Source organism: Desulfohalovibrio reitneri (assembly GCF_000711295.1).
GTDB classification, from domain to species: Bacteria; Desulfobacterota; Desulfovibrionia; order Desulfovibrionales; family Desulfovibrionaceae; genus Desulfohalovibrio; species Desulfohalovibrio reitneri.
Map to the genome: position 1 here is coordinate 603,657 of NZ_JOMJ01000003.1, position 25,505 is coordinate 629,161.

Genomic DNA, 25,505 nt, shown 5'->3' on the forward strand with positions numbered 1-25,505 from the left:
CTACCCGGAGGTTTTCTCGCCTCCGCCTGGAGGCGGCTCGGCGACATGGTTCTTGCGTTGCAGGTAATCCCGGAACTTGCGGGCCTCCTCCATGTCCGGGTTGATCTCCAGTGCGCGCCGGACGTGTGTGACGCAACTCTCCATGTCGCCCTTCTCGAAATAGGCGCGGGCCATATTCAGGACCAGGTTTTCGTCCTCCTGGGTCAGTTCCATGGCGCGTTGGTAGTATTCCACCGCCTGGTCGTGCATCTGGCTTTTGCGCAGGGAGATGCCGAACTCGTTGAAAAGGTGCTTGTGCTGTTTCTCAAAGGCGGCTTCCAGCTTGACCAGCCGCTCGAAGATGTCATTGGCCTTCTGCTTTTCCCCGCGGTCCATGTAGGTCAAACCCAGACCGAAATTGGCCCGCACGTTGTCCTCGTCCACGTTGAGCGCGGTGTCGAACTCGAATTCGGCGCTGTACGTCGCGCCCTGTTCGCGGTGCCGTTCGCCGCGGACGATGGTTTCGCTGAGCTCCTTCATCTTGGGGAAGACGGTGGAGACGTAGAACTCAGGCTCCGGGGAGAATTTTTGTAGAAATTCGTTCCTGGGCACGCTCCGCTTGGGGCCGGAGGGCACGTAATTGCGGTTCAGCGGCTGGACCTCGATGTCGCCGCCCTTGGCCTCCTGGACGTACCAGTAGGTCTTGTTGATGGTGCGGCGTGTGGTGGAGCCGGTGCCCACCTTGTTTACGGACTGGGTTGAGAATACCCCCTTGATCTTCTCCTCGCGGCGGGGCGTGCCTTCCCCGTCCGGCTGGCCGCCCTTTTGTTTCTTGCTGGTCTTGCCGGGGGTGTACTGGAAATCCACGTTTAGCTCCCTGGGGCGCGGCCCATGCGCTTGGCGAACTCTTCCGCAGCCTGTTCCGGGACGGCCGCGCGGGTGATGGGGCGGCCTACAACAAGATAATCCGTCCCTTGGGCCACGGCTTCCTCCGGAGTGGCCGTCCGCCTCTGGTCGTCCCCGCCGCCGGAAGCGTCCGGACGGATGCCGGGTGTCAGACAGGCGAAGCCGGGCGAGGCGGCCCGCTTGATGGCAGCCACCTCCCAGGCGGAACAGACAACTCCGTCCAGACCAATGGTATTGGCTTTCCGGGAGAGGTCAAGAGCGAGGGGCTCAGGATCGGCGGCGTAGACGCCGCGCATGTCCTCCGATCCCAGGGAGGTCAGCACGGTCACGCCCATGAGGATGGGGCGGGCGCCGGTGAGCCGGTCGCGCGCCTCCACGGCCGCGGCCAGCATACGATCGCCGCCGGAGGCGTGCAGGGTGAGCATGTCCGCGCCGCGCGCTGCGGCCGAGGTCACGGCCGAAGCCACGGTGTTGGGGATATCGTGCAGCTTGAGGTCGAGAAAGACGGAGAAGCCGCGCTCCTTGAGGGAGGAAACGATGTTCGGGCCTTCGGCGATGAAAAGTTGCAGCCCGACCTTCAGCCAATCCACCCGGCCTCGCAATTTGTCCGCCAAGTCCAGGGCCTCGCCGGCCGTGGGCAGGTCCAGGGCGACAACCAACTCAGCCATTGTTGTCCCACTGGTTCAGCAAGCGCTCCACCAGTTCCGGGTCGCGGTCCGGGGCCAGCTTGCGGGCCAGGTAGACAGCGCGCAGGTCCTCGTAAGCCCTGTCCAGGTCGTCGTTGACGATCCAGTAGTCGAACAGGGGGGCCTGGACGAGTTCCTTGGCGGCGTTGTCCAGCCGCTTGTCGATGGTCGCGCGGTCGTCGGTTCCCCTGGCTTCCAGGCGGCTGACGAGATCTTTCCTGGAAGGGGGAAGAATCATGATCAGGCAGGCGGCGGGCAGGCTTTCCTTGAGTTGCCGCGCGCCCTGCACGTCGATGTCGAAGAGGACGTCCTGCCCCTGCTCCATGAGCCCGGCGGTGAACTCCAGGGGAGTGCCGTACAGGTTGCCGTGCACCTCGGCCCACTCGGCGAAGAAGCCCTGCCGGATTTTTTTCTCGAACTCTTTCCGGCTTGTAAAGAAGTAGTCCTCGCCGTGCGTCTCCCCTGAACGGGGCTGGCGGGTTGTGTGGGATACGGAAAAACGGGCGGCGGGGTATTCCCGGCGAAGCCGCCGCAGCAGTGTGCTCTTGCCGGTCCCGGAGGGGGCACAGATGACGTAGCACTGCCCCTTGGGTAATACGCTCATTGGCTACTCCTCGTCGCCCGCGGTGAACCGCTGCCCGATGGTCTCGGCCTGGATGGCCGAGAGGACGACGTGGTTGGAGTCCGTGATGATGATGGAGCGGGTCTTGCGGCCCTGGGTGGCGTCAACCAGCCGCCCGTCGCTGCGCGCGTCCTCGCGCAGGCGCCGCATGGGGGAGGAGGAGGGATTGACGATGGAAATAACCCGTGACGTGACCACGAAATTGCCGAAACCGATGTTGAGCAGACCGGATTTTTGCATAGTGCGAGAGTGGGGTTGGAGTAAGGCGTACAGACCGAACCGGATGTTCCCGGCCGGTTCGTGAAGAAAATCGCTACTCAAGATTCTGCACTTGCTCGCGGATTTTTTCAAGTTCCGCTTTTCCGTCCACCACAAGCCTGGATATTTCCGCGTCCTGCGACTTGGTTCCGCAGGTGTTCATCTCGCGGAATGTCTCCTGCACAAGGAAATCCAACTTCTTTCCGACTTCTCCACCCCGCTCGAGTATGGAGGCGAAACGGCCCAGGTGCGTATCCAGGCGGTTCAATTCCTCGCTCACATCGAGCCTGTCGGCCAGGATGGCGATTTCCTGGAGCATCCGGTCTCCGTTGGAATCGGCGCCGGCTTCCGCCAGCAGATCGCCCACACGCTGACGCAAGGAGGCGAACTTTTCCTCCGAAGCGACCCCGACCCGCTGGCGTATTTGCTCAATCAACTGTTGCAGGGTGGCCAGCCTGGAGCCCAGGTCTGCCGCCGTGGCCCTCCCCTCACCCTCGCGGGAGCGGTTCCAGGAGGCCAGGGCCTCGCGCAGGGCGGCATCGGCGTCCAGTGCCAGCGGGCTGTCCTCATCCGAAGCCTCCTCCTGCCACAGGGCGGGGAGGGCCAGCAGGCGGTTGAGGTCGGGGATGAATTCGGCACCGGTGTCCTGGGCCAGGTCGCGCAGCTCCGAGAGCATGGCCGCGGCCACGGGCCGGTTGAGGCTGACCGAAGCTGCCTCGGACCGGGTGAAGCGCACGCCAAGGTAGAGTTCCACACGGCCCCGGGCGGCGTATTCACGCAGGGTCTTTTCCCAGGCCTGTTCGCGGCCGCGCAGGGCGGTGGGGGTGCGCCACTTGGCGTCCAGGAAGCGGCCGTTGACGCTCTTGACCTCCCAGGTCACTGTCCAGTCGTCCGCGACGGCCTCGTATCTGCCGAATCCGGTCATGCTGCGAATCATGCGTTCTCCTTGGGGGGATCGGGACGGACCAGCACCGCGCCGCCGGAGACGCCCTCCGGACGGCAGGGCAGCAACTGGCGCGGTGCGGCCCACTCGGGAATTTCGATCAGGCGGCAAGGGGCGAAGGTCGCTTCGCTGCCGGTGCCGGCATCCGGGTCCTCCAGCACCATCTCCAGATGTCTCATGCCCGCCAGAAAATGCAGAAAATCTTCCTTTTTCGCTTCGGCCAGCTTACGCAGGGCTGCCGCTCTGGCCTTGGCCTCTGGGCCCGGCACCTGGTCCGGCATGGAAGCGGCCCTTGTGCCGGGCCGCCGGGAATAGGGGAAGACGTGGGCGTAGGTCAAGGGAAGCTCGTCCGCCGCCGCCAGGGTTTCGGCGAACTCTGCCTCGGTTTCGCCGGGGAATCCGGCGATGAAATCCGCGCCCAACCCCAGAACGGGCACCTCCCGACCGAGCAGCCGAACGAAGTCGGCCACCGCTTCCGGGGAGGTGTGCCCTCGGTTCATACGGCCCAGTACCGTGGGAGAGAGGCTTTGCAGGGACAGATGCAGGTGGGGGCAGAGCATGCGGCTGCCAAGGAGGGTGTCCGCCGCTTCCTCCGTGAGCTGGGCCGGGTCCAGGGAGGAGAGGCGCAGCCGGGCGCGTCCGGCCCACTCCGGGGCCAGCTCGGTCTCCATCTCCCGCACCAGCCGCCACAGCGTCCATTCCGTGCCCCATTCCCTGCCGTAGTGGCGCAGGTTGATGCCGCTGATGACGATCTCCCGCAGGCCGCTGGCCAGCAGCCGCCGGGCCTCGGCCACGGCTTCGGCCGGCGGGCGGGAGCGGCTGGGGCCGCGCGTGGAGGGCACCACGCAGTAGGAGCAGCCGTGGGAGCAGCCGTCCTGCACCTTGAGCAGGGCGCGGGCGCGGGGGGAGTCGGCCAGGGCGAAGTCCGGAAACTCCTTCGGCCCGGGGGCGGGGGGCGTCTCCGGCCAGGCGGCCAGCCCGGCCTTGCCGCGCTGGGGCACGACCCGCTCCACGCCTTGGATGGCGGCCAGGTCGTCGGGACAGAACTCGCAGGCGCACCCCGTGACCACCAGGCGCGCCCCGGGGGCCTGACGGGCCAGGGAGCGCAGGGCCGCGCGGGTGTCGGCCACGGCGTTGGCGGTCACGGCGCAGGAGTTGACCACGATGAGGTCCGCGCCGCCTGGGTCGCCGGCTTCGGTGAAGCCGCGCGCCAGCCAGGATTCGCGCAGGGCCTGGGTCTCGTACTGGTTGATGCGGCAGCCGAGGGTGCGGATGTGGAAGGCGAACATGGATGAAGCGATGCGAGAAGAATGGTCAGAGGCTGACGTAGTCTGCCTCGGGGCCGGGACGCAGGGGACGGGCGAACTGCGCCCCGCAGCTGTCGCCCTTTTTCCAGACCACGGTAAAGGATGCTTCGCACAGCAGGCCGCCCATTGGACCTTCGCAGGAGGCGATCCGAAGGGTGGCCCCTCTGCGGACGGCCTCGGCCTGCGCGGGGGCGGTGAACTCCAGCCGCAGCCCGTAGGGGCTGAGGTCGCGCACGCGGCATACCGCCTCCACGCCGGAGCCGCTGATCACCACTTCGTCCGGCGCGGATACCGGGGTTCGTTGCGCCTTGCGTCGTTCCTCGGCCATGTCGGTTCCCTTTTCCGAACCCTAGCCCGCGGTCCCGGCCAAGGCAAGCTCGTCCACCACGCCCCCGGCCAAAACCAGGCCCGCCTCGTCATACACGGCCGCGATCTGACCGGGCGCTGGTGGGGACCGGGGCGTTAGCAGGCTGACGCTGAAGCCGTTCTCCTCCACGTGCACGCGGGCCTGGTTGGCCCGCTGGCGATAACGGCCCTGCACCCACAGCTCGTCGGGCCAGAAAGCGGGGTCGAGGTGGTAGACCGGTTCGCGCGCGGTGAAACCAGAGCAGGCCAGATCAGCCTTCGGGCCCACGATGAGGACGTTGTCCAGCACCCGCTTTTCCAGCACGTAGAGCGGTTCGCTCCAGGCCACGCCCAGGCCCCGCCGCTGGCCGATTGTGTGCCGCCACAAACCCCTGTGGCGTCCAACCTCCCGGCCGTCCGCCAGGCGAATAGGTCCCGGGCCGGGCAATTCGTCCGCCCGTGACGCGAGAAAAGCCTTGTAGTCGTCCCCGGGCACGAAGCAGACTTCCCGGCTTTCCCGCTGCACCACCGGGGCCAGCCTCCGTTCGGCCAGCATGCCGTCCACTTCCGCCTTGCACAGCTCTCCCAGGGGGAAAAGGACGCGAGGGAGGCTGCTCGGGTCCACCAGGCTCAGAAAGTAGCTCTGTTCGCGGGAAGGGTCCGCGCCACGGGCCAGCAGGGGGCGGCCATGGGGCCCTTCGGCCATCCGCGCGTAATGGCCCGTGGCCAGCCGGTCCGCTCCCAGTGCCCGCGCCTCGTCCAGCAGCAGGCCGAACTTCACCGACCGGTTGCAACGGCAGCATGGATTGGGGGTGCGGCCGTTCAGATACTCACGGATGAAGGGGGCCACGATGCGTTCGTGGAAAGCTTGGCGCAGATCGACCACGCGCAGTTCCACCCTCAGATCGCCGCACAGGCGGCGCAGCCCGTCGGCCGTGCCCGGCTCCTCCTGGTGGAAGCGGCCGTGCAGGCCGATCACGCGCCAGCCCGCCTCCCGCAGCATGGCCAGGGCCAGCAGGGAGTCCCGCCCGCCGGAGAGGGCCACGGCGGCCGTCTCCGGCGGGTCGCCCGGTTCAGCCCAGTTCCGGAGCGGGCAGGCGGCCAAGGGCGGACTCCAGGGCGTGGGCCGCGGCCAGCATGGATTCCTCGGCAAAGGCCGGGGCCTGCAGCTGCAACCCGATGGGCAGGCCGGACTCGCTCCCCAGGCCGGCGGGCAGGCTCATACCGGGCAGCCCGGCCAGGTTGCAGGAGATGGTGTAGATGTCCATGAGGTACATCTTCAGCGGGTCCTGGATGCCGCCGATGGGGAAGGCCGTGGTGGGGCAGGTGGGACCGGCGATGAGGTCGCACCGCTCGAAGGCCTTGCGGAAGTTGTCCCGGATGAGGCGACGCACCTGGGCGGCCTTGCGGTAGTAGGCGTCGTAATAGCCCGAGGAGAGCACGTAGGTGCCGATGAGGATGCGGCGTTGGACCTCGTCGCCGAAACCGCTGGAGCGGGAGCGCAGATACAGCTCCGTCAGTTCCCGGGCCTGCTCATCCCGCAGGCCGTAGCGCACGCCGTCGAAGCGGGCCAGGTTGGAGGAGGCCTCGGCCATGGCCACGATGTAGTAGGTGGCGATGGCGTAGTCGGTCAGGGGGAGGTCCAGCTCCACGGTGGTGGCGCCCAGTTCCCGGGCGGCGTCCACCGCCTTGCGGCAGGTTTCGGCCACCTCGTCGTCCGCGCCCTCGCCCCAGTACTGTTTGGGCAGGCCGATGCGAACCCCCTTGAGGTCGTCACGGCGGCAGCGGGCGGGGTCGATTGGCTGGACGTTAGGAGCGGAGGTGGAGTCGCGCTCGTCCGGGCCGGAGATGGCCGCGAGCACCCGGGCGGCGTCCTCCACGCAGCGGGTCAGGGGGCCGATCTGGTCCAGGGAGGAGCCGAAGGCGACCATGCCGTAGCGGGAAACGCGGCCGTAGGTGGGCTTGACTCCCACGGTTCCGCAGAAGGAGGCGGGCAGGCGGATGGAGCCACCGGTGTCCGTGCCAAGGGCGGCGAAGCACTGCCCCGCGGCCACGGTGGCCCCGGAGCCTCCGGAGGAGCCGCCGGGCACCCGTCCGGTGTCCCAGGGGTTGGCCGTGGTCTTGTAGGCGGAGTTCTCGGTGGAGGAACCCATGGCGAACTCGTCCATGTTGGCCTTGCCCAGGATGACGGCACCGGCTTGGCGCAGCTTGGCCACGGCCGTGGCGTCGAAGGGCGGGACGAAGTTCTCCAGGAAGCGGGAGCCGCAGGTGGTGCGCAGCCCCTTGGTGCAGAGCACGTCCTTGACCACCACGGGCACGCCCCACAGTGGCTTGTCGGGATCATAGCCCGAGGCGTCCAGCTCGCGCGCGGCGTTCAGGGCGCCGTCCTCGTCCACGGTGAGCAAGGCGTCCAGGGTGGGTTCGGTGGCGGAAATGCGCTCCAGACAGGCGCGGGTGGCGTCCTCGGCGGTGACGTCGCCCGCGGCCAGGGAGTCGTGCAGTTGGGATACGGGCTGGTGGATGAGTCGGCTCATGGCTGGGACCTAGACTACCTTGGGAACGATGAAGAATTGGTCGTCGGTGTCGGGCGCGTTGGCCAGGATGTCCTGTCGGTCGAATTCGCGGCGGACCTCGTCGGGACGCATGGGCGCGGGGTGCTCGGAGGGGGAGTAGAGGGGCTCCACGCCGGAGGTGTCCACTTCCCCCAGTTTGTCCATGTACTCCAGCACATCGCCCAGTTGGGCCGCGAACAGGGAGGCCTTGTCCTCGTCCAGCTCCAGCCGGGCCAGCTTGGCTACCTGATGCACGTCAATCTTCATGGCGTATCCTTTCGTTGGGCGGACTGGGCCGCCTCCTTCTTTTCCGCTTCGCGCTTTTCCTCGCGCCGTTTGATGAATTCCTCGTGCCGCTTCCTGATCCGTTCCATGCGGTCGGCCAGCTCTTGCGGGACGACACGTTCCAGGCCGCCGCCCACGGGACGGAAGAGGTGCATTTCCTGGCTGACACGTCCCTGGGCGTCCCAGTCGAACGGGGCCAGGGCGAATCCCAGGGCCTCCACTTCCGCCAGTTGCTCGTTTACCTCATCCGGGTCGATGGGGGATGCCAGGGACCCGAGGGCCGAGGCAAGTCGGGCGAAGTCGAACCCCAGGGCGGTCCAGAAGTCGGGCTGGATACCGGCGGCCTCGGCTTCTCGCCGCAGCCTGTGGGCGGCTCCCCCACCCGCCTCGGGCCACCAGGCCGAAGGCGTTGCGGAGAGCCGGAAGTAGCGTTCCTCCACGTCGCCGCCGTCCACCAGGGCCTGGCTCCAGAGCTCGGGACCAAGGAAGAGCAGGCGGTCCTCGCCGTAAAAGAAGAAGTGGGGCACAAGCAGTTGAGCCTGAGACCAGCCATCCGGCAGGAAAACAGCCTTGAAATCCGGCTCCGGGGACGGCGGGCGCTCCCCGGTTTCGGGATCCTTGGGCTTCACCCGCAGCAAGTCGGCCACGCTCTCGCCCCAGGACGAAGGGTCCTCCGGCGGATAGCTGGACAGGCCTGTGATGGTGGCGTTGCGGGCGTCCACTGCTTCCCAGAAAACCTGGGAGGCGCGCAGGCCATACTTTTCGTCAGGGTAGACCACGGCGAAGCGCTCGATGCCCAGATCGTCCACCGCCAGGGAAACCAGGCTGCGGGCTTGGTCGTCCATGGAGCTGAAGAAGCGCCAGGCGTCCCGGCCCTCCTCCAGCCTGCCTAGGCCGGGCAAAAAGGCGAACACGGCCCGCTGTTCCAGTTGGCCGGACTTTTCCAGTTCCGAGAAAGCGTCCACGCGGATGGGGCCCCCCACCACGGTGTAGTGGGAGGGCAGATCGGCCAGCCGCTCGGTCCAGCCCTCGGCCGCTGTGTTGATGGCAGCCACCTCCACCAGCGCTCCCTCGCGGGAGCGCATCCACTCGGCCAGTCCCGCGCCGCGCAGCACGCTCCATCCCACCTTGGAGAAGCGGCCGGAGAGGGGCAGCAGCAGGGCAACGCCCGTCTTGGGGATGCCGTATTCCTCCTCGAGTTCGGCGTAGATTTCCAGCCAGGGAGACGGGTCGGCGAACTCCCAGGAGTCCAGCACCGAGCGCATGATGTTCCAACTCGCGGGCCAGGCCGCGCGGTCGTCCTCCGCCTTGGCCGCGGCCGCCATGAAACGGATGTGGGGGGAGGCGAAAAGCCCGGCCCTTTCGGGGCGGGCGGCAAGGGCGGCCAATTCCTCCAGTCGCTCCAGGGAAAGGCCCGAGAGCCAATCGAACGCTCGTTTTTCCAGCCAGAGCCGCGTTTCGCGGTCCGGGGCCATGCCCCACATGCGGGTTAGTAGCCGGGCCGCCCCGGCGTCGTCCGCCAGACGGTGGTAGACCTCGAGAAGGCGTTCCCCGGCGCGCAGCCGGTAACTCTGGGACAGGGCCATCTCGTCCATAACGCCTTCCAGGTGCAGTCGGAGTTTCTCCGGCTCGTCAGCACGGGTCAGCGCCTTGGTTTTGAAGGTGTTCCAGCCCGGCTCGGAGCGTGCCTCGGGGCGGGCCTCCGCCCAGCGTTCGAGGCCCCGCAGGGCGCCCTGGGCGTGGTCAGCGCGCAGGGCGCTGACCGCATAACGCCGAAGCGCCACTAGCCGCTGGGCCCGGCTTAGGTCCGCCTTGTCCAGCAAGTCCTCGTAGTAGAGTTCGCTCTGGTGGTAGTCGCCGGCTTCCCAGGCGCGTTCAGCGGCCTGTCGGAGTTCCTCGGCGGCCATGCCGGTGACGGCGGGCTGCCTGGGCGGCGGCTTTTTCTGGCAGGCTGCCAGGGGAACGGCGAGAAGGGCTATGAGAAGTATGCGGCAGAGTATGGTCATGGGGGAATCGTTTTCGGAACGCTTGGAAAGGTGAAACAAAAAAACCCGGCCCCCTCCAGAGAGGGCCGGGCAAAGGTATCCGTCTCGCCCCTTCAGGGCAAGTCCGGGAATGCTACTTCACTTCGGTGTAGTCGGCGTCGACCACATCCTCGTCCGAGCCGCCGCCCTGGGCCTGTTCGCCGCCCTCGGCTCCGGCCTCGGGACCGGCCTGCTCGCCGCCGCCCTCGGACTGGGCCTTCTGGGCGTAGAGCTGCTCGGCCAGCTTGTGGGAGGCCTGAGACAACTCGTCGGTCGCCGACTTGATGGCTTCCAGGTCGTCGCCCTCCATGGCCTTCTTCAGGGCCTCCATCTTGGTGTCGATCTCGCCCTTGAGCGTGGAGTCAACGTTGTCGCCGAGGTCGTTGAGGGATTTCTCGGTGCTGTAGATGAGGGTGTCCGCCTGATTGCGGGCCTCAATGAGCTCCTTCTTCTTCTTGTCGTCCTCGGCGTGGGATTCGGCGTCCTTGACCAGTTTGTCGATCTCTTCCTCGGACAGGCCGGAGGAGGCGGTGATCTGGATGGACTGTTCCTTGCCGGTGCCCAGATCCTTGGCCGAGACGTTGACGATGCCGTTGGCGTCGATGTCGAAGGTGACTTCGATCTGCGGCACGCCGCGCGGGGCGGGCGGGATGTCGGTCAACTCGAAGCGGCCGAGGGTCATGTTGTCCTGGGCCATGGGCCGCTCGCCCTGGAGCACGTGGATGGAGACCGAGGGCTGGTTGTCGGCCGCGGTGGTGAAGGTCTGGCTTTTCTTGGTGGGGATGGTGGTGTTGCGTTCGATGAGGGTGGTCATCACGCCGCCCATGGTCTCGATGCCCAGGGAGAGCGGGGTGACGTCCAGCAGCAGCACGTCCTTGACGTCGCCGGCCAGGATACCGCCCTGGATGGCCGCGCCCATGGCCACCACCTCGTCCGGGTTCACGGAGCGGTTGGGCTCCTTCCCGAAGAATTCGCCGACCTTCTTTTGCACCAGGGGCATGCGTGTCATGCCGCCCACCAGGATGACCTCGTCGACTTCGGAGGCGGACAGGTCGGAGTCACCCAGCGCCTTGCGGCAGGGCTCGATGGTGCGCTCCACCAGGTCCTCGACCAAGCTTTCCAGCTTGGAGCGGGACAGCTTCAGCATGAGGTGCTTGGGGCCGTTCTGGTCGGCGGTGATGAAGGGCAGGTTGATCTCCGTTTCCATGGAGGAGGAGAGTTCCTTCTTGGCCTTCTCCGCGGCCTCGCGCAGGCGCTGCAGGGCCATGCGGTCGCTGGAGAGGTCGATGCCGTTGTCCTTCTTGAACTCGGCCACCAAGTACTCGATGATGCGCTGGTCGAAGTCCTCGCCGCCGAGGAAGGTGTCGCCGTTGGTGGCGCGCACCTCGACCACGTTGTCGCCAACCTCCAGTATGGAGATGTCGAAGGTGCCGCCGCCGAGGTCGAAGACGGCGATCTTCTGGTTGTTCTTTTTGTCGAAGCCGTAGGCCAGGGAGGCCGCGGTGGGCTCGTTGATGATGCGCTTCACCTCGAGCCCGGCGATCTTGCCGGCGTCCTTGGTGGCCTGGCGCTGGGAGTCGTTGAAATAGGCGGGCACGGTGATGACCGCTTCGCTCACGGTTTCGCCCAGGTAGGCCTCGGCGTCGCTCTTGAGCTTCTGCAGGATCATGGCCGAAATTTCTGGGGGGGAATAGGTCTTGTCGCCCACCTTGACCGAGGCGTCGCCGTTCTTGTTGCCCACGATCTCGTAGGAACTGTGTTTCTTCCACTTCTCGACCACATCACTGTTGAACTCACGCCCCATGAGGCGCTTCACCGCGTAGACGGTGCGGTCGGAGTTAGTCACGGCCTGGCGCTTGGCGATTTCGCCGACCAGCCGCTCCTTGTCCGTGAATGCGACCACGGAGGGAGTGGTGCGGCCGCCTTCGGGGTTGGTCACGCACTTGGGGTCCTTGCCCTCCATGACATACACGCAGGAGTTGGTCGTTCCCAGGTCGATTCCGATGATCTTACCCATTGAGTATCCTCCAAGAGAGCTGATTTTCGATGCGAAAACGGGATCAAGTCCACCCTATAACCACCTTTTTTTTGGAGTAAAGGGCGGCTAAGGAATTTTTTGCCCTCTTTTACTTGGAGATGATCACCTTGGCCGGGCGGATGACCCTGTCTTTGAGCTTGTATCCCCGCTGCATGAGGTTGGCCACGCAGTTGGCCGCCACCTCGGCGTTCTCCTCCACGCCCACGGCCTCGGCCCAGTTGGGGTCGAACTCGTCGCCCACCTCGCCCACGGGCTCCAGGCCGTAGCGGGAAAGGACGTCGAGGAATACCTTGCGGGTCATGTCAACGCCCATGACCAGGTCCTTGCAGGCGTCCACGTTCTGCCCGTGGCACAGGGCCAGTTCCAGGTTGTCCAGCACGGGGAGCAGGTCGGAGACCACGCCTTCCACGGCGTACTTGCGGTATTCCTCCTTCTCCCGCTCAAGGCGTTTCTTGGCGTTCTCCAGGTCGGCCAGGGCGCGGACCATCTCGGACTCCGCGTGGTCCAGTCGGGACTTCAGTTCCTCGACGGATTCCTCGCCGGACTCCTCGGCCTGCTTGGCGGCCTCGGCCCGTTCCTGGGCTTCCTGGGCGAGTTCCTGTTCGGTGGCGTTCTTGTCGTCGGACATGCTGCGGAAACCTCCATGGGTCGCTTGCGCGGACGGCGCGGCTGAAACCTGGCCATCCGCCTAGAATCGTTGTTGCAGGATGGACGTGATGATGTCCGCGGTGGAGCGCACCACGGGCATGAGTTCGGCGTAATTCATGCGGATGGGCCCGATGAGCCCGACCGCCCCGAGCCGCTGGCCCTCCACGCTGAAGGGGGAGGCGATGAGGCTGAGGTCGGAGAGCGGGGTCGGTGGCTGGGCCTCGTCCAGGGATACCAGCACCCCGCCGGACTCCAGGACGCGGTCCAGGAGGTCGAGGATCTGGGTCTTTTCGTCGAGAATGTCGAGCAGGTCGCGGATGTCCTCGGCCTGGGCGAACTCCGGCTGGGAGAGAATGTTCACAGTCCCTTCCAGATAGAGGTCGCGCTTCTGGGGTTTGGCCAGGGCCTCGTTGGTCAGATGCAGAGCCTGCCGGATGGAGCGCGACAGGCGGTGTTTGGCCTCGCGAAGCTCGCGAAGCACAAGGGAGCGGACTTCCGTGACGGTCTTTTCCTCGAACTGGTCGTTGAGGTAGTTTGCGAACCGGGTCAGGTCGTCCGGCGTGACCGGATTTTCCAACTCCACCAGTTTGTTGTGCACCATGCCGCCCTGCAGGACCAGCGTGACCATGACCATGGTCGGCTTGAAGAGCACGAAGTCGATGTGCTTCCAGCGGACATCGGCGTGAACCGGGGGCAGCACCATGCTCACCTGGTGCGACAGCCTGGAGAGCAGTTTGCCGGCGTGGCGGAGCAGGTCGTCCATTTCCCCGGCTGTCTCCGCGAGGGAGCTTCGGATGGTTTTCCGCTCCTCCTCGGGCAGCGGGGCGAAGCGGATGACCTGGTCCAGGTAGTAGCGGAAGGCGCGGGCCGTGGGCACCCGGCCGGCCGATGTGTGCGGCTGTTCCAGGTAGCCCTTGTCCGTGAGGTCGGCCATGACGTTGCGCATGGACGCCGGGGAAAGACCCAGCCCCGAGCGCTTGGAGACCGTGCGCGAGCCGACCGGCTGCGCCGAGTCGATGAAGTGCTCGATGATGGTCGTCAGGATCGACAGTTCGCGCTCGTTGAGGGACATGGAACAACCTGGTGAAAAGACGGTTCTCGACAGCATCAAGCCGGTAACAACGCCCATGTGGGCTGTCAAGAAGACGGCGGAGCGGAAAGGTATGCGGCGAAGGCGGAATCGTGTTATGGATTATCCATGGAACACGCCGCGTTGACCACCATCGGCCTGGCTCTCGTGCTGGGCGTTACCGCGCACGGATTGGCCCGGGGGCTGTCCATCCCCCCCATACTGTTCTACATGCTGGCCGGGCTGGCCGCCGGTCCACTGGGCGCGGGGCTGGTGGAGCCGGACGCCCTTGGCCACGGCCTTCTGGTGCTGGTTGAGTTCGCTGTGGCCGTCATTCTCTTCGAGGGCGGGCTTTTCCTCACCACCAGGGGGTTTTTGCAGGCGCCCAAAGCCATAGGCCGGCTTTTGACCGTGACTGTGGCGCTGACCGCGCTGGGCGGATTTCTGCTGACCCGCTGGCTTCTGGACTTCCCCCTGGAGTTGGCCATGCTGTTCGGCGCGGTGGTGGTCGTCACCGGCCCCAGCGTCATCAATCCACTGCTCAAGGCGGTCTCTTTCCCGCCCAGGCTGCGGTCCCTGCTGCACTGGGAGTCCATTCTCGGCGACGTCATCGGCGTGGTGCTGATGGCCTTGGCGCTCAAGCTGGTGGCCGTGAGTGGTCCGCAAGAGGCCGGGGAGACCGGGGTCTGGCTGGCACTGGGTATTTTCACCGGGGTGGCCGTAGGAGCGGGGGTGGGCTTTCTGCTGTCGCGCTACGTGCTGCCCTACACCATGCGCGTGGGGGACGAGGGACTGCCCGGCGTGGCCGCCTTCGCCGCCGCCGTCGGGGCCTTCCTGCTGTCCGATTCCCTGGTGGACGCCTCCGGTCCGGTGGCCGTGGCCGTGGCCGGCTTCTTCCTCTCCGCCCTCAAACCGGAGACCCTGCACCACGTGCGGCACTTCAAGGACCAGCTCTCGGTGGTGCTCATCGGCACACTGTTCGTGCTCCTGTCCGCCTCCTTCAAGCCGGACGCCCTGGGGCCGCAACTGTGGCCAATGCTGCTCACGGCCGTACTTCTCGGCACGGTGGTGCGGCCACTGGCGGTGCAGTTGGCGCTTCTGGGCAGCCAGGTGCCCATGCGCGAGCGGCTGTATCTGGGGCTCGTCAGCCCCCGGGGCATCATCTCCCTGGCCACGGCCGCCTACGGCGTGCTGCTGCTCGGGGGCGACGCCCAGGGAGAGGGGCTGCTGACCACCATCTTCCTGGTTGTTCTGGTCTCCGGCAGCGCGGCCACTCTGCTGGGCAAACCCCTGGCCGGATGGCTTAAAGTGGAGTCCAGGCCCGAGACCTCCGGACTCATCATCATCGGGCTGAACCAGTTCGCCAAGGAACTCGCCTCGGCTGTTTCCCGCCACGTGCCGGTTGTCTTTTTCGACCCGCGCATGGACATGTGCGAGATCATCCGCGGCGAGGGGCAGAAGAGTTTCTGCACCGACCTCTTTGACGAGGAAATCTACGAGGAGGCGGTGCACGAGGGGTACACCCGACTCATGGCCGTTACCCTCGATGACGCCCTGAACAAGCTGGCGGTGCAGACTGCGGGCAGGCAGCTCGGGCGGGGGCATGTGTTCCGGGCGGAAGTGGCGGACCCGGGCAAGGTGGCCCGCATGCCGGGGCATCAGGCGCAGTTGGCTTTCGGCGGCGACTTTCTTCTGAAGGAGGCGGCAAACGCCCTGGAGAATGGCGAGGGGGTCATCGAGGAACGCGACTACCACGGGGAGGAAGGGGTCACGCCGCTGTTGTACGTTCGCGGCGGCGGGGTCTGCGTGGCGGGGAAGCAGCGCGGCCCCGGCAGGGCCATCTGTTTCGTGCTCCGGTCCTCAGCGAAGAGGGGCTGACGCGTTTCAGTCGTCGCGGTGGTTGGGCAGGCCGAGTTCCTGAAAGACATATTCCCGCAGGCCCTGCTCCCAGGGCCGGGGGGTGTGGCCGGTCAGCGCGATGAATTTCCCCATGTCCAGCACGGAGTACTTGGGCCGTTCCGCCTTCTGCGGCCAGCCCGAGGAGGGGATGGGCTCCACGGTGCAGGTCAGGTCCGCCAGCTTGACCGCCTCGCTGGCCAACTCGCACCAGCTGGCCTTGCCGCAGGAAGCGAGGTGGAAGAGGCCGTTCCCTCCCGCGTCCAGCAGCCGCAGGGTATTGCGGGCCAGGTCCATGGTATAGGTGGGAGAGCCGAACTGGTCCGCCACCACGGTCAGCTTGGGCCGGTTGGCGCCGAGGTTGAGGATGGTCTCCACGAAGTTGCGCTTGCCCGGGCCGAAGAGCCAGGAGGTTCGGATGACGGCCAGCTGTTCCGGCGCGGCCTCGAACAGGGCGCGCTCCCCGGCCAGTTTGCTCTGCCCGTAAACACTGCGGGGATTGGGCTCGTCCTCGGTGGTGTATGGTTCTTCCTTGGCGCCGTTGAATACGAAGTCGGTGGAGAAGTGGACCAGCCGCAATCCCTCCCGGGCGGCGGAGAGGCCGAGCAGCCTTGGCAGCCGTTCGTTGAGGTCGAAGGCATTGTCCGGCTCCTCCTCGGCCAGGTCCACGGCGGTGTAGGCCACGGTGTTCACCACCGTGCGGCAGCCCTGGCGCTCCGTGAAGCGGCGCAGGGCGTCCTGGTCGTACGGGTCGAAATCCTCGCGACCCACGGGCAGGACTTCCCGCTTCGCCTCACGCAGCGCTCTGGTCAGCGCCTGGCCAAGCAGGCCGGTACGTCCGCCGAGTACCAGAAACGGACTTTCCCCGCTCATTTCCGCTCTCCATACCAGCGGTTCATGAAGTCGATGTAGGAGCCGCTGCGCACGTTTTCCAGCCAGTCGCGGTTGTTCTGGTACCAAGCCACGGTTTCCCGCATCCCTTCGGCGAAGTCGTATTCCGGCTCAAAGCCCAACTCCCGCCGCGCCTTGTCGTAGCCCATGGCGTAGCGGCGGTCGTGGCCGGGGCGGTCGGCCACGAAGGTGATGAGGCTTTCCGGCTTGCCCACAATCTGCAAGAGGGTGCGGATGACTTCCAGGTTGGTTTTTTCGCAGTCCGCCCCGAAGTTGTAGATCTCTCCGGGCGCTCCCTTACGCAAGGCCAGGTCCACACCCAGGCAGTGGTCAAGCACGTAGATCCAGTCGCGCACATTGAGGCCGTCGCCGTACACCGGCAGCGGCTCGTCGTTCTCCGCCTTGGTCAGCATCAGCGGAATGAGCTTTTCCGGGAACTGATAGGGTCCGTAATTGTTGGAGCAGCGGGTGATGACCACGGGAAAGCCGTATGTCATGTGGTAGGCGCGGCAAAGGTGGTCGGACGATGCCTTGGAGGCGGAGTAGGGAGAGTTGGGGGCCAGCGGGGTGCCCTCGGTGAAGGAACCGGTTGGCCCCAGCGAGCCGTAGACCTCGTCCGTGGAGACGTGGACGAACTGTTCCACGCCGTAGCGGCGGGAGGCCTCCAGTAGATTCTGGGTGCCCAGCACGTTGGTGGTCAGGAAGGGCGCCGGGTCGTCGATGGAGCGGTCCACGTGGGTTTCCGCGGCGAAATTGACCACCGCCTCCACGCCGTGCTCTTCCAGAACGCGCGGCAACAGTTCGGCGTCGGCGATGTCGCCGCGCACGAAACGGTAGCGCGCGCCGAACTCCTCGGCCGCGCCGTCGAGGTTGAGCGGGTTGCCCGCGTAGGTCAGCTTGTCCAGGTTGACCACCACCGCGTCCGGGTCGTGGCTCAAAAGGCGGCGGATGTAATTGGTTCCGATGAACCCGCAGCCGCCGGTGACGAGTATGCGCATGTGCTCGCTCGCTTGGCTTGTTCCCCGCTTCGGCTCAGGCCGGCGGGGGAGTCACGAGGACTAGCCCAAAAGGATGCGGGAGGCAATCGCGGAAAAATTGCCCGACCCCCTTGTCAATCGAAAAGGGATGCTGTAAATCCTCTTTCCCTCGTGGGCGATTAACTCAGTGGTTAGAGTGCCATCTTCACACGGTGGAAGTCGAAGGTTCAAATCCTTCATCGCCCACCACCGCGAAATCCCGGGCCCCGGAATCGATCCGGGGCCCTTTTTTGTGGCGGCAATCGTTCCGGAAAGGAAAGCGGGCCATGCGAATCGTCCTCTACACACCCGAGATACCTCCCAACACCGGTTCCGTGGCCCGTCTGTGCGCGGCCACCAGAACCCCGCTGCATCTCATCGAGCCCCTAGGCTTCTCTCTGGACGACAAGTACCTCAAGCGGGCCGGGCTGGACTACTGGCCGCACGTCGACGTGTCGGTCTGGCCGGATTTCGCCTCCTACCTGGAAGGGGACGCTCCCGGCAGGGTTGTCCTCTCCAGTGCCAGGCGCGGCGAAGCGCTGGGGGAGTTCGGTTTCCGCCAGGGTGACGCCATCGTGCTCGGACCGGAGACAAAGGGGCTGCCGGACGAGATGTTCGAGTCCCACGCCAACCACGTGCGGCTGCCCATCTGGGGTGAGGTGCGTTCCATCAACATGGCCCAGGCCGCGGCCGTGCTGCTGTATGACGCCTACCGCCAACTCGGTGTCCTTTCCGGCCGCTGAACCGGTTCGGTCGGCCACAACGAATAAGCCCCCGCGCAGGCCGTGCGCGGGGGCTTTTGTTTGTGTCTGTGTTCAAGGTCCGTCAGGCCGGGACCAAGCTCTCCCGCATCTCGTCGCGTTTGTTCTGCCATTTCATCCACAGGTAGATCAGGCCCATGATGCCGATGCCCGCGAAGTTGGAGATGTAGGAGGTGTGGTAGCAAAGGAAGGTGGCCATGGCCACGATAAGCCACTGAGCCACGTTGGTCCGGCGTATGAAGTAGCCCATAGTCAGCACCGAGAAGGCCAGGGTGCCGATGATCGCCCCTCCCCAGGCGTGGGCTATTTCATAGATGGTGCCGTTGAGCAGGAAGGCCGGTTCGTAGGCCATGAGGAAGGGCACCACGTAGAGCAGCTTGGCGAATTTGAAGGAGGTCCAGCCGGTCTTCCACGGGTCGGACCCGGCCACGGCCGCGCCCGCGTAGGCCGCCACGCAGACAGGCGGTGTGATGTTGGAATCCTGACTGAACCAATAGACGATCATGTGCGAGGCGATGGCCGCCGAGAGCACTCCCGAGGCCATGAGGTCTTTCCCGTGCAGGCTGGGATCCATGAGCATGGTCTCCACGGCGGGCACGGCCAGCACCGCGGTGATGAGGTAGGCCGCGGTCACGGGCACGCCCATGCCCAGAACCAGGGAGGCAACGCCGATGAGCAGTATGGCCATGGGCAGCTGGGCTGAAGCCACGGACACCGCTCCGCCGGAGAGAGCGGAGAGCGTTTCCCCAAAGCCCGAGGACATGGAGATGATAATGTCCGAGAACTTCAGGCCGATGCCGGAGAGGGAGATGATGCCCACGATGATGCCGATGACGCCCACGGTGGCTCCGATGACCAGCGTGGCGCGCGAGCCCTGGACGATGGCCTCCCAGATCTGCTTGGGCCCCATGCGGTACTGTCTGTCGAACCAGGAGATGACCACGCAGGAGATGGTGGCCCAGAACGCGGCGTTGCCCGGGGAGTAGCCCACCAGCATCATGGCCACGATAATGACCAGGGGGACGGACTTGTACCAGTGCTGCTTGAATATCTTGCCGGGTTTTTCGAACTCCTCGTCCTCGAGCCCCTTGATGTTCAGCTTCTTGGCTTCCAGGTGGATCATGGAGAGCACGGAGAAGAAATAGAGCAGGGCCGGGAAAATGGCCATCTTCATGATTTCCACGTACGGCGTGTTGGTCAGCTCCGCCATGAGGAAGCCGCCCGCGCCCATGATGGGGGGCATGAACATGCCGCCGATGGAAGCCGCCGGCTCGATGCCTCCGGCCACGTGGGGCTTGAAACCGGCCCGCTTCATGAGGGGGATGGTGAAGGAGCCCGTGGAGACGGTGTTGGCGATGGCCGAACCGGAGACCGAGCCGAAGAAGGCCGAGGCCACGACCGAAACCTTGGCCGGACCGCCGGTGGTTTTGCCAGCCAAGGCCAGTGGCCAATCGATGAAGAATTTGCCCACTCCCGACTTTTGCAGGAAGGCCCCGAAGAAAATGAAGAGAATGACGTACGTGACCAACACGTTGGCCATGACGCCGAAGACGCCGTTTTGCTCAAGGAACAGGGTGGTGGCCATGCGGTCGATGGAAAAGCCGCGGTGGGCGAACATGTCCGGGAAGTACGGCCCGAAGTAGCCGTAGACCAGGAAGAGTGCTCCGGCCAGGGTCATGGACCAGCCCAGCACCCGGCGGCAGACCTCGATGGAGATGATGATGCCGATGATGGCCACGGTAACGTCCAGTTGCGTTTCCGCGCCGGAGCGGTAGTTGAGGGCCTCGAACTCGAGCATCCAGTAGCCGCAGGCCCCGATGGCCACCAGCGCCAGCAGAACGTCCAGAAGGGTTGGCCGTTTCATGTTGGATCGCCTGCTCATGGGGAAGCAGAGAAAGACCATTACATAGGTCAGCACCACGTAGATACCGCGGTTGTATTGGGCGTCGAACGGTGAGACGCCGGCCGCGTAAAAATAGAAGACGACCATGATCAGGCCAAGAGCGTTGACGATGTGGAGCCAAAGGCCCGACAGCTTGCGGCCGGACTTGGACTCCTTGCTCATGACCTTCTTCAACTGCGATTTCTGCTTTTCGTCCAGATCTCCGCCTTCGCGCTCCTTGCGCGTGTCGGCGTTGGACCGCTCCTGGATGTTCCGCTCGGACATTTCGTCTCCGTGAACGGCCCTCCCGGGCCTTGGTATGCATGGGCGGGGCGGCGTAATCCTCCCCCGGGCCCACTCCATGAGCATCAAAAGCGGGCCGGGGGAAGTCCCCGGCCCGCGGGTAGGCACGTTGCTCCGCGAAACGCGGGGAGGCTATTTGAGGTCGTCCGGAATGCTGTGCCCGTGTTCCTCCCAGAACTTCACCGCGCCGGGGTGAACGGGGATGGCGTTGCCTTTGAGCCCATCCTCGATGGACATGGATTTGGCGGTCTTCTTGGCGGCCACCATGTGGGCCAGGCCCTTCTCGGAGTAGATGGTTTTGACGGACTCGTAGACGATCTCCGGGTCCACGTCCTTGTTGGCGCACCAGTAGGCGGAATCCTGGAAGGACTTCACCGCCTCGGTCTGGCCGGTGTAGGTCTTGGCCGGAATGGTCACGGGGGTGTAGAAGGGGTACTCGTCGTAAAATCCGGACTGTTCCGCGTCGTCGCCGATGTTGATCAGGCGGACGTCATCACGGGTGGCGGCTTCAATGATGGCCGCGGTGGGGTAGCCCGCGAACACCCAGAAGGCGTCCAGCTTGCCGTCGTTGAAGGCGGAGGCGGCGGCGGAATAGCCCAGGAACTGCTTGTCAACCTTGTCCCAGATGCCCAGGTGGGTGAAGAACCGCTCGCAGGCCGTGGCCGCGCCGGAACCGGCGTTGCCCACGCCCACGCGCTTGCCTTCGAGTTGCTTGGTGGAGGTTATGCCGGACTTGGCCTTGACCACCAGCTGTCCCGGAGCCCCGTAGAGGAAGGAGATGGCGCGGACGTTGGTGTAGTTGTTGGTGTCCTGCGGCAGCTTGCCCTTGCGGCCCAGGAAGGCGTCGCCCATGTAGACGATGCCGTAGTCGACCTGGTGGCTGTTCAGCCGTTTGAGGTTGGCCCCGGAGCCGCCGGATCCCTCGGAGGAGCACTCGACGTCGGGGACGTTCTTGGAGATGTAGATGGCCATGGCGTTGGCGAAGTAGTTGAAGGTGCCGCCGACTGGTCCGCCGCCGTAGGCGAGGTAGGTCTTGGCCTTGGCTGGCGCGGGGCTGAAGCCCGCCACCACGGCGAGGGCTAACAGGGGCAGCAGGAAGAGTTTCCATCCATTCGTCATCCCGATCCTCCTTTGCAGGTGCGTTGAGGTATGCATCCCACCGGCGCGGTTTTCCGCGGAACCGGGTGAACCGGGGTTCGGAACCGGTGCCATGCGGACTGCGCCAATGTTCATCCCGAGTGTATGTATGCGGTTTAGGAGATGGAATATCCAGCCGCCTCAGGTAAACGGTCGAAGAAATGCCGTGAACGGTTCTTGGCCTTGATGTCCGGAATGTGTACTTTCGCGGGATGGAATCGACACATGCACTTCTCATATTGCTGGCCCCGCCATTGGCGCTTCTTCTCGACCTTTTACTCGGCGACCGCCCAGGTCTCCCGCACCCCGTCCGGCTGCTTGGAGGCGTGCTCGACCGGCAGGAACGCCTGTCCAGACGGCTGGCGCCCGGCAAACTGTTCGCCGCCGGCGTGTTCTGGACCGTGGTCAACGCGGCGGCGGCCTGGGCCGTGGTCCAGATTCTCACGGAAATCCCCTATCTGGGCGCCCTCATAGGGTTGTATTTCGCCTACGCCGGGCTTGCCCTGGGGCAACTCCTGCGGGAGTCGCGCAAGGTTCGCCGCCTGCTGGCCGGAGGCGATCTGAACGCGGCCAGAACCGCCGTCGGCCAATTGGTCAGCCGCGAGACAGGCGACCTGGACGAGGAAGGGGTTCGCCGCACCCTGGCCGAAAGCATCAGCGAAAACCTCTGCGACGGCTTCGTCGCGCCTTTTCTGTTCCTTTGCCTTGGAGGGCCCGCTCTGCTGTGGGCTTACAAGGCCATCTCCACCATGGACTCCATGTGGGGGTACCGCACGGAGAAGTACGAACGGTTGGGACGCTTCTGCGCCAGAGCCGACGACGTGCTGGCCTGGGTGCCAGCCAGGTTGACCGCGGCTCTGATTCTGCTGGCCGGACGCGTCACAGGCAGGCGTGTGGAAGGTTGGAAAACCAAGGTTCCGGCCGACGCCGCGCGCATGGAAAGCCCCAACGCGGGGTGGCCCATGGCCGCCGCGGCATGGGTCTGCGGCGCGCCAATGGGGGGCTCGGCGGTGTATCACGGCCAGACCAGGGAAAAGCCGCGTCTCGGGCCGGACACCGGCGTGTGGGATGAGAGCAGGCTGCGGCGTCTGCACCGCTTGTGCCTCTGGTGCGGACTCGGCGGCGGCCTGCTCATTTGGTTGTATTTCGCCGCGTTGGCTTGGTCGGTATCTTCCTTCTAAAGCACTCGGCATCCATCCCCTCGCGACACGTCCGCAACGCCCCCGCGCACCTTCGGTGTTGCGGGGGCGTTGTCCTTTCGGAATGAGATGGGGGACCATCACGTGGCCGTTGCCGCGTAGGCGGCGAGACTCTAGCTGAAGATCAGAGGAATGTGGAGCGGAAGCACCAATCCATCATGGCGGGGAATGGCCGTGGCATGGATGCATGATTTTTCGTGGCGTGCGAAGTAAAGACGTATTCATTTTCGTTCTGCATGAGTTGATCTTTCGTATTTGATGTATTACGTGTTTTTTGCTTTATTCGGAAAAACGTTTGGATTTTGCGGCGTAAAGCCTTGTGTAGCGGGGGCCGATGGTGGTCCTGGGCTGCGCCGAAAACTTTTTTTAAGCCAAGGAGATCCCATATGGAAGACTATCTCAAAGAGGCGCTGGAGATCGTCAAGGCGCAGGCCAGCGTACGGAACATGACCGAGGAGGAGATCATCTCCATGGTCAAGACCCTGTCGCAGGGCATCCAGAACATCGGAGAAGAGGGGCCAAGCGAAGAGGCCCAGGAACCCGCCGTGGATCCCAAGAAGGCCATTAAGGAAAAGTCCATTGTCTGCCTGGAGTGCGGCAAGGCGTTCAAGATTCTCACCAAGAAGCACCTGGGCACTCACGACCTCACTCCGGAGGACTACCGTGCCAAGTGGGGCTATCCCAAGCGCAGCGCCCTGGTTTGCAAGTCCCTGCAGCGTGAGCGCCGCAAGAAGATGAAGGACATGAAACTGTGGGAGAGAAGACGATCCAAAGCGGAAAAGTCAACTTCAGAGTAAATAACTAAAAATTAAAATGGGGTAGAGCTTTACGGTTCTACCCTCTTTTTGTTTCCGCCCAGGAGTAGCGGCAACGGGTTCTCATGTTTCTTAGAAAAGTTCCGTATCCCGTCGGGCGCGTGAAGATGCTAAGCACGCGCCAGGGATTTACCTCTTCTGAATAAACGCCAGGTTGTGGTAAAAGCTTATAGCGGCGATGTTTTTGTCGTAGTAGCTGGGTTCGTACCCTTCGATTTTGAATTCCTCATGATTTAGCCCGTCCACGAGTTGCTTGAAGAAGCCCATGGCCGTATTCGGGTTATTCATGTCGTCGACCAGCCCCCGTAGTGTTCCGGCCAATATGATGTCTGCTGGTCTTCAACGGCGTAGATTCCTCCTTCCTTCATTTTGGGAAAGAGGTGCTCGAACGATCCTATGATATGTGAATTGATGTGACTGCCGTCATCAATGATGATGTCCGGACGGCCGATTTCGTCAATGACCCGGTCCAGGAAATCCCCATCCACTTGCGAGCCCTTGAATGTCTTGATTCTGCGTTCGTCATGACTCTTTTTGTCATGGATATCTATGCCGTAGACACGAGCCTTGGGAAAGTATGTACGCCACATACGAAGCGATGAGCCGCCGTCCATGGGGTCATCATACCCGCCGATCCCGATTTCGAGAATGCTGATTTGGTCCTTCCGGGATTTCAGTGGGTGGCTCCGGTTTTGCAGGCCGGATAGAGGTCCAATCCACCACAGAAGAAGTAGATCGCCGTCTTGAAGTGCTCTTTGTTCCTGTAGCCGCAAGCTCGGCGTTTGATTGCCATGATCTTGCTGTTCAGTCCCTCGGCCACGGCGTTGGTGATTCGATGCCGGCAAAAGGTCACCACGTTGTCCATGTGAGCTCTCAAGGTCTGGGCCACCTTCTTCATCGGCGTGATCCGGGATCGCGTGGCCCAACCGCACCATTTCTCCAGGAACCTCTTTGCCCAGCCAGGGCTCATGTAGCCCCACAGATCCTGCAGGCTTTCCTTCATGGCCCAGGCTTTGGCCGTCTTCAGGTTGGCCTGCTTGAGGTCATCGAACCGAGGTCTGTGCTTATCCGGCAGACGGCTTTCGCCGTAAAGCCACAGGTATCTGGTGCCCTTGAGGATTGACTCCCCTTCGGCCATCAGGGCCTTGTGTTCCTGACGCCGGACAGTGTCCACCGCTTTCCCCACGTGTTGCATGACGTGGAAACGGTCAAAGACGATTTTCCGGCTTGCCTCAGGGATCCACTTCATAGTGGCCGAAAAATACGGCTGCCACATGTCCATGCTCACGGCCCGCACTGCTTCCAGCTGCTCGCTACTCAGGCTTTGATAATACGCCTCGAGGCTCGCCGTTCGGCGATCTTCAGCAACATGCTCAACTGTGCCCCTCATCAGATCGCAGACGACGGTCATGTACTTGTGTCCCTTGCGGAAAGCCTTCTCGTCCACCCCGAGGTAGTGGATATTGCGCTGTTCCTTGCGGCTCAAGCCTCTTTTGACGGCTCGTTCCATGATCCCCCAGGTCTCGTCCCAGGAAATACGCAACAGCCTGCGTGCACCTTCGATGGTCGAACAGGCCGTAATCACGTCAATGGCCATGCGCTCCATGAGCAGGGTGAAACGAGAATGGGGAGCGGCCCAGGGGACCTGTGCTTGGCGTACGCCGTGATCAGGACAGTTAACTCGTGGAATACGTGCATGAAGAAATGTCTTGAACTGGCAGGTATCTAGATGTCTCCATGTCCGTTCTTCGGCATGATCCCGGCAAGCCAACTCTCGCCCGCACTCTGGGCAAGACCAAAGAGCGCCAGGCTCATGATCGATCCACACATCCACTCGCCCAGCCCCAGTCTGGAGCTTCACGTCATCCACATGCCAGGGGTGGTCAATGCCAAGAATCTGAGCATAGAAATCGATGTCCCTCATGAGCAATGTCTCCTCTAGA

24 protein-coding genes and 1 tRNA gene are annotated in these 25,505 nt (G+C 64.3%); 5 read left to right on the plus strand and 20 right to left on the minus strand.

What is annotated here, in order from left to right; genetic code table 11:
• From N911_RS0103330 to hrcA, 14 genes are all read right to left on the minus strand, one after another.
• Window positions 1-846, minus strand: coding sequence for a tetratricopeptide repeat protein (locus tag N911_RS0103330; RefSeq protein ID WP_035104287.1), 846 nt, complete (start codon window positions 844-846; stop codon window positions 1-3).
• A 2-nt stretch (window positions 847-848) separates the two neighbouring features.
• A complete protein-coding gene (gene pyrF / locus N911_RS0103335) occupies window positions 849-1,553 on the minus strand; it encodes an orotidine-5'-phosphate decarboxylase (RefSeq protein WP_029894328.1) in 705 nt (234 codons plus the stop codon).
• Window positions 1,546-2,175, minus strand: a complete 630-nt coding sequence (gene gmk, locus N911_RS0103340) for a guanylate kinase (RefSeq protein WP_029894330.1) — start codon at window positions 2,173-2,175, stop codon at window positions 1,546-1,548. The genes pyrF and gmk overlap by 8 nt, the downstream gene beginning before the upstream one ends.
• 3 nt (window positions 2,176-2,178) lie before the next feature.
• Window positions 2,179-2,433: a DUF370 domain-containing protein gene (locus tag N911_RS0103345; protein ID WP_029894332.1), complete on the minus strand. Its 255-nt coding sequence runs from the start codon at window positions 2,431-2,433 to the stop codon at window positions 2,179-2,181.
• A gap of 73 nt (window positions 2,434-2,506) precedes the next feature.
• A complete protein-coding gene (locus N911_RS0103350) occupies window positions 2,507-3,388 on the minus strand; it encodes a YicC/YloC family endoribonuclease (RefSeq protein ID WP_029894334.1) in 882 nt (293 codons plus the stop codon).
• Window positions 3,385-4,683, minus strand: coding sequence for a MiaB/RimO family radical SAM methylthiotransferase (locus N911_RS0103355; protein ID WP_029894336.1), 1,299 nt, complete (start codon window positions 4,681-4,683; stop codon window positions 3,385-3,387). Before N911_RS0103355 ends, N911_RS0103350 begins: the two co-directional genes overlap by 4 nt.
• A gap of 25 nt (window positions 4,684-4,708) precedes the next feature.
• Window positions 4,709-5,029 carry a PilZ domain-containing protein gene (locus tag N911_RS0103360; protein WP_029894338.1) on the minus strand — a complete coding sequence of 107 codons (321 nt, stop codon included), beginning with the start codon at window positions 5,027-5,029 and terminating at the stop codon, window positions 4,709-4,711.
• Between the two features lie 21 nt (window positions 5,030-5,050).
• Window positions 5,051-6,151, minus strand: a complete 1,101-nt coding sequence (mnmA, locus tag N911_RS0103365; protein ID WP_081859035.1) for a tRNA 2-thiouridine(34) synthase MnmA — start codon at window positions 6,149-6,151, stop codon at window positions 5,051-5,053.
• Window positions 6,120-7,580, minus strand: coding sequence for an Asp-tRNA(Asn)/Glu-tRNA(Gln) amidotransferase subunit GatA (gene gatA, locus N911_RS0103370; RefSeq protein WP_029894342.1), 1,461 nt, complete (start codon window positions 7,578-7,580; stop codon window positions 6,120-6,122). The genes mnmA and gatA overlap by 32 nt, the downstream gene beginning before the upstream one ends.
• 9 nt (window positions 7,581-7,589) lie before the next feature.
• Window positions 7,590-7,865, minus strand: coding sequence for an Asp-tRNA(Asn)/Glu-tRNA(Gln) amidotransferase subunit GatC (gatC, locus tag N911_RS0103375; protein WP_029894344.1), 276 nt, complete (start codon window positions 7,863-7,865; stop codon window positions 7,590-7,592).
• A complete protein-coding gene (locus N911_RS0103380; RefSeq protein ID WP_035104957.1) occupies window positions 7,862-9,889 on the minus strand; it encodes a penicillin-binding protein activator in 2,028 nt (675 codons plus the stop codon). The genes gatC and N911_RS0103380 overlap by 4 nt, the downstream gene beginning before the upstream one ends.
• Before the next feature lie 112 nt (window positions 9,890-10,001).
• A complete protein-coding gene (gene dnaK, locus N911_RS0103385; protein WP_029894348.1) occupies window positions 10,002-11,924 on the minus strand; it encodes a molecular chaperone DnaK in 1,923 nt (640 codons plus the stop codon).
• A gap of 109 nt (window positions 11,925-12,033) precedes the next feature.
• Window positions 12,034-12,573: a nucleotide exchange factor GrpE gene (gene grpE, locus N911_RS0103390; protein ID WP_029894350.1), complete on the minus strand. Its 540-nt coding sequence runs from the start codon at window positions 12,571-12,573 to the stop codon at window positions 12,034-12,036.
• Window positions 12,574-12,633: 60 nt separating this feature from the next.
• A complete protein-coding gene (gene hrcA, locus N911_RS0103395; protein WP_029894352.1) occupies window positions 12,634-13,665 on the minus strand; it encodes a heat-inducible transcriptional repressor HrcA in 1,032 nt (343 codons plus the stop codon).
• 126 nt (window positions 13,666-13,791) lie between these two features.
• Between hrcA and N911_RS0103400 the strand changes: the two genes are divergently transcribed.
• Complete coding sequence (locus N911_RS0103400; protein ID WP_029894354.1) at window positions 13,792-15,540, plus strand: cation:proton antiporter; 1,749 nt, start codon at window positions 13,792-13,794, stop codon at window positions 15,538-15,540.
• Between the two features lie 6 nt (window positions 15,541-15,546).
• On the opposite strand, the gene rfbD is transcribed toward N911_RS0103400, so the two are convergent.
• Together rfbD and rfbB are read right to left on the minus strand one after the other, a co-directional pair.
• Window positions 15,547-16,431, minus strand: coding sequence for a dTDP-4-dehydrorhamnose reductase (gene rfbD, locus N911_RS0103405; protein WP_029894356.1), 885 nt, complete (start codon window positions 16,429-16,431; stop codon window positions 15,547-15,549).
• On the minus strand, window positions 16,428-17,447 hold the full coding sequence (gene rfbB / locus N911_RS0103410; protein WP_029894358.1) for a dTDP-glucose 4,6-dehydratase: 1,020 nt from the start codon (window positions 17,445-17,447) through the stop codon (window positions 16,428-16,430). Before rfbB ends, rfbD begins: the two co-directional genes overlap by 4 nt.
• 152 nt (window positions 17,448-17,599) lie before the next feature.
• Here rfbB and N911_RS0103415 point away from each other — a divergent pair.
• Both N911_RS0103415 and N911_RS0103420 read left to right on the plus strand, forming a co-directional pair.
• Window positions 17,600-17,675: transfer RNA gene (locus tag N911_RS0103415), tRNA-Val, on the plus strand.
• 77 nt (window positions 17,676-17,752) lie between these two features.
• Window positions 17,753-18,208: a tRNA (cytidine(34)-2'-O)-methyltransferase gene (locus N911_RS0103420; protein ID WP_029894360.1), complete on the plus strand. Its 456-nt coding sequence runs from the start codon at window positions 17,753-17,755 to the stop codon at window positions 18,206-18,208.
• Between the two features lie 82 nt (window positions 18,209-18,290).
• Here N911_RS0103420 and N911_RS0103425 read toward each other — a convergent pair whose 3' ends face one another.
• Together N911_RS0103425 and N911_RS0103430 are read right to left on the minus strand one after the other, a co-directional pair.
• Window positions 18,291-20,393: a TRAP transporter permease gene (locus N911_RS0103425; RefSeq protein ID WP_051693883.1), complete on the minus strand. Its 2,103-nt coding sequence runs from the start codon at window positions 20,391-20,393 to the stop codon at window positions 18,291-18,293.
• 150 nt (window positions 20,394-20,543) lie between these two features.
• Window positions 20,544-21,530 (minus strand): TAXI family TRAP transporter solute-binding subunit, encoded by a 987-nt coding sequence (locus N911_RS0103430; protein ID WP_029894363.1) that lies wholly within the window; start codon window positions 21,528-21,530, stop codon window positions 20,544-20,546.
• Window positions 21,531-21,760: 230 nt separating this feature from the next.
• Between N911_RS0103430 and N911_RS0103435 the strand changes: the two genes are divergently transcribed.
• Both N911_RS0103435 and N911_RS0103440 read left to right on the plus strand, forming a co-directional pair.
• Window positions 21,761-22,729, plus strand: a complete 969-nt coding sequence (locus N911_RS0103435) for a CobD/CbiB family cobalamin biosynthesis protein (RefSeq protein ID WP_035104291.1) — start codon at window positions 21,761-21,763, stop codon at window positions 22,727-22,729.
• 404 nt (window positions 22,730-23,133) lie between these two features.
• Window positions 23,134-23,544, plus strand: coding sequence for a Ros/MucR family transcriptional regulator (locus tag N911_RS0103440; protein WP_029894367.1), 411 nt, complete (start codon window positions 23,134-23,136; stop codon window positions 23,542-23,544).
• A gap of 302 nt (window positions 23,545-23,846) precedes the next feature.
• Here N911_RS0103440 and N911_RS17345 read toward each other — a convergent pair whose 3' ends face one another.
• Together N911_RS17345 and N911_RS0103450 are read right to left on the minus strand one after the other, a co-directional pair.
• Window positions 23,847-24,176: a class I SAM-dependent methyltransferase gene (locus N911_RS17345; RefSeq protein WP_138774321.1), complete on the minus strand. Its 330-nt coding sequence runs from the start codon at window positions 24,174-24,176 to the stop codon at window positions 23,847-23,849.
• A gap of 59 nt (window positions 24,177-24,235) precedes the next feature.
• Window positions 24,236-25,486 carry an ISL3 family transposase gene (locus N911_RS0103450; protein WP_029893407.1) on the minus strand — a complete coding sequence of 417 codons (1,251 nt, stop codon included), beginning with the start codon at window positions 25,484-25,486 and terminating at the stop codon, window positions 24,236-24,238.
• Window positions 25,487-25,505 lie beyond the last annotated feature (19 nt).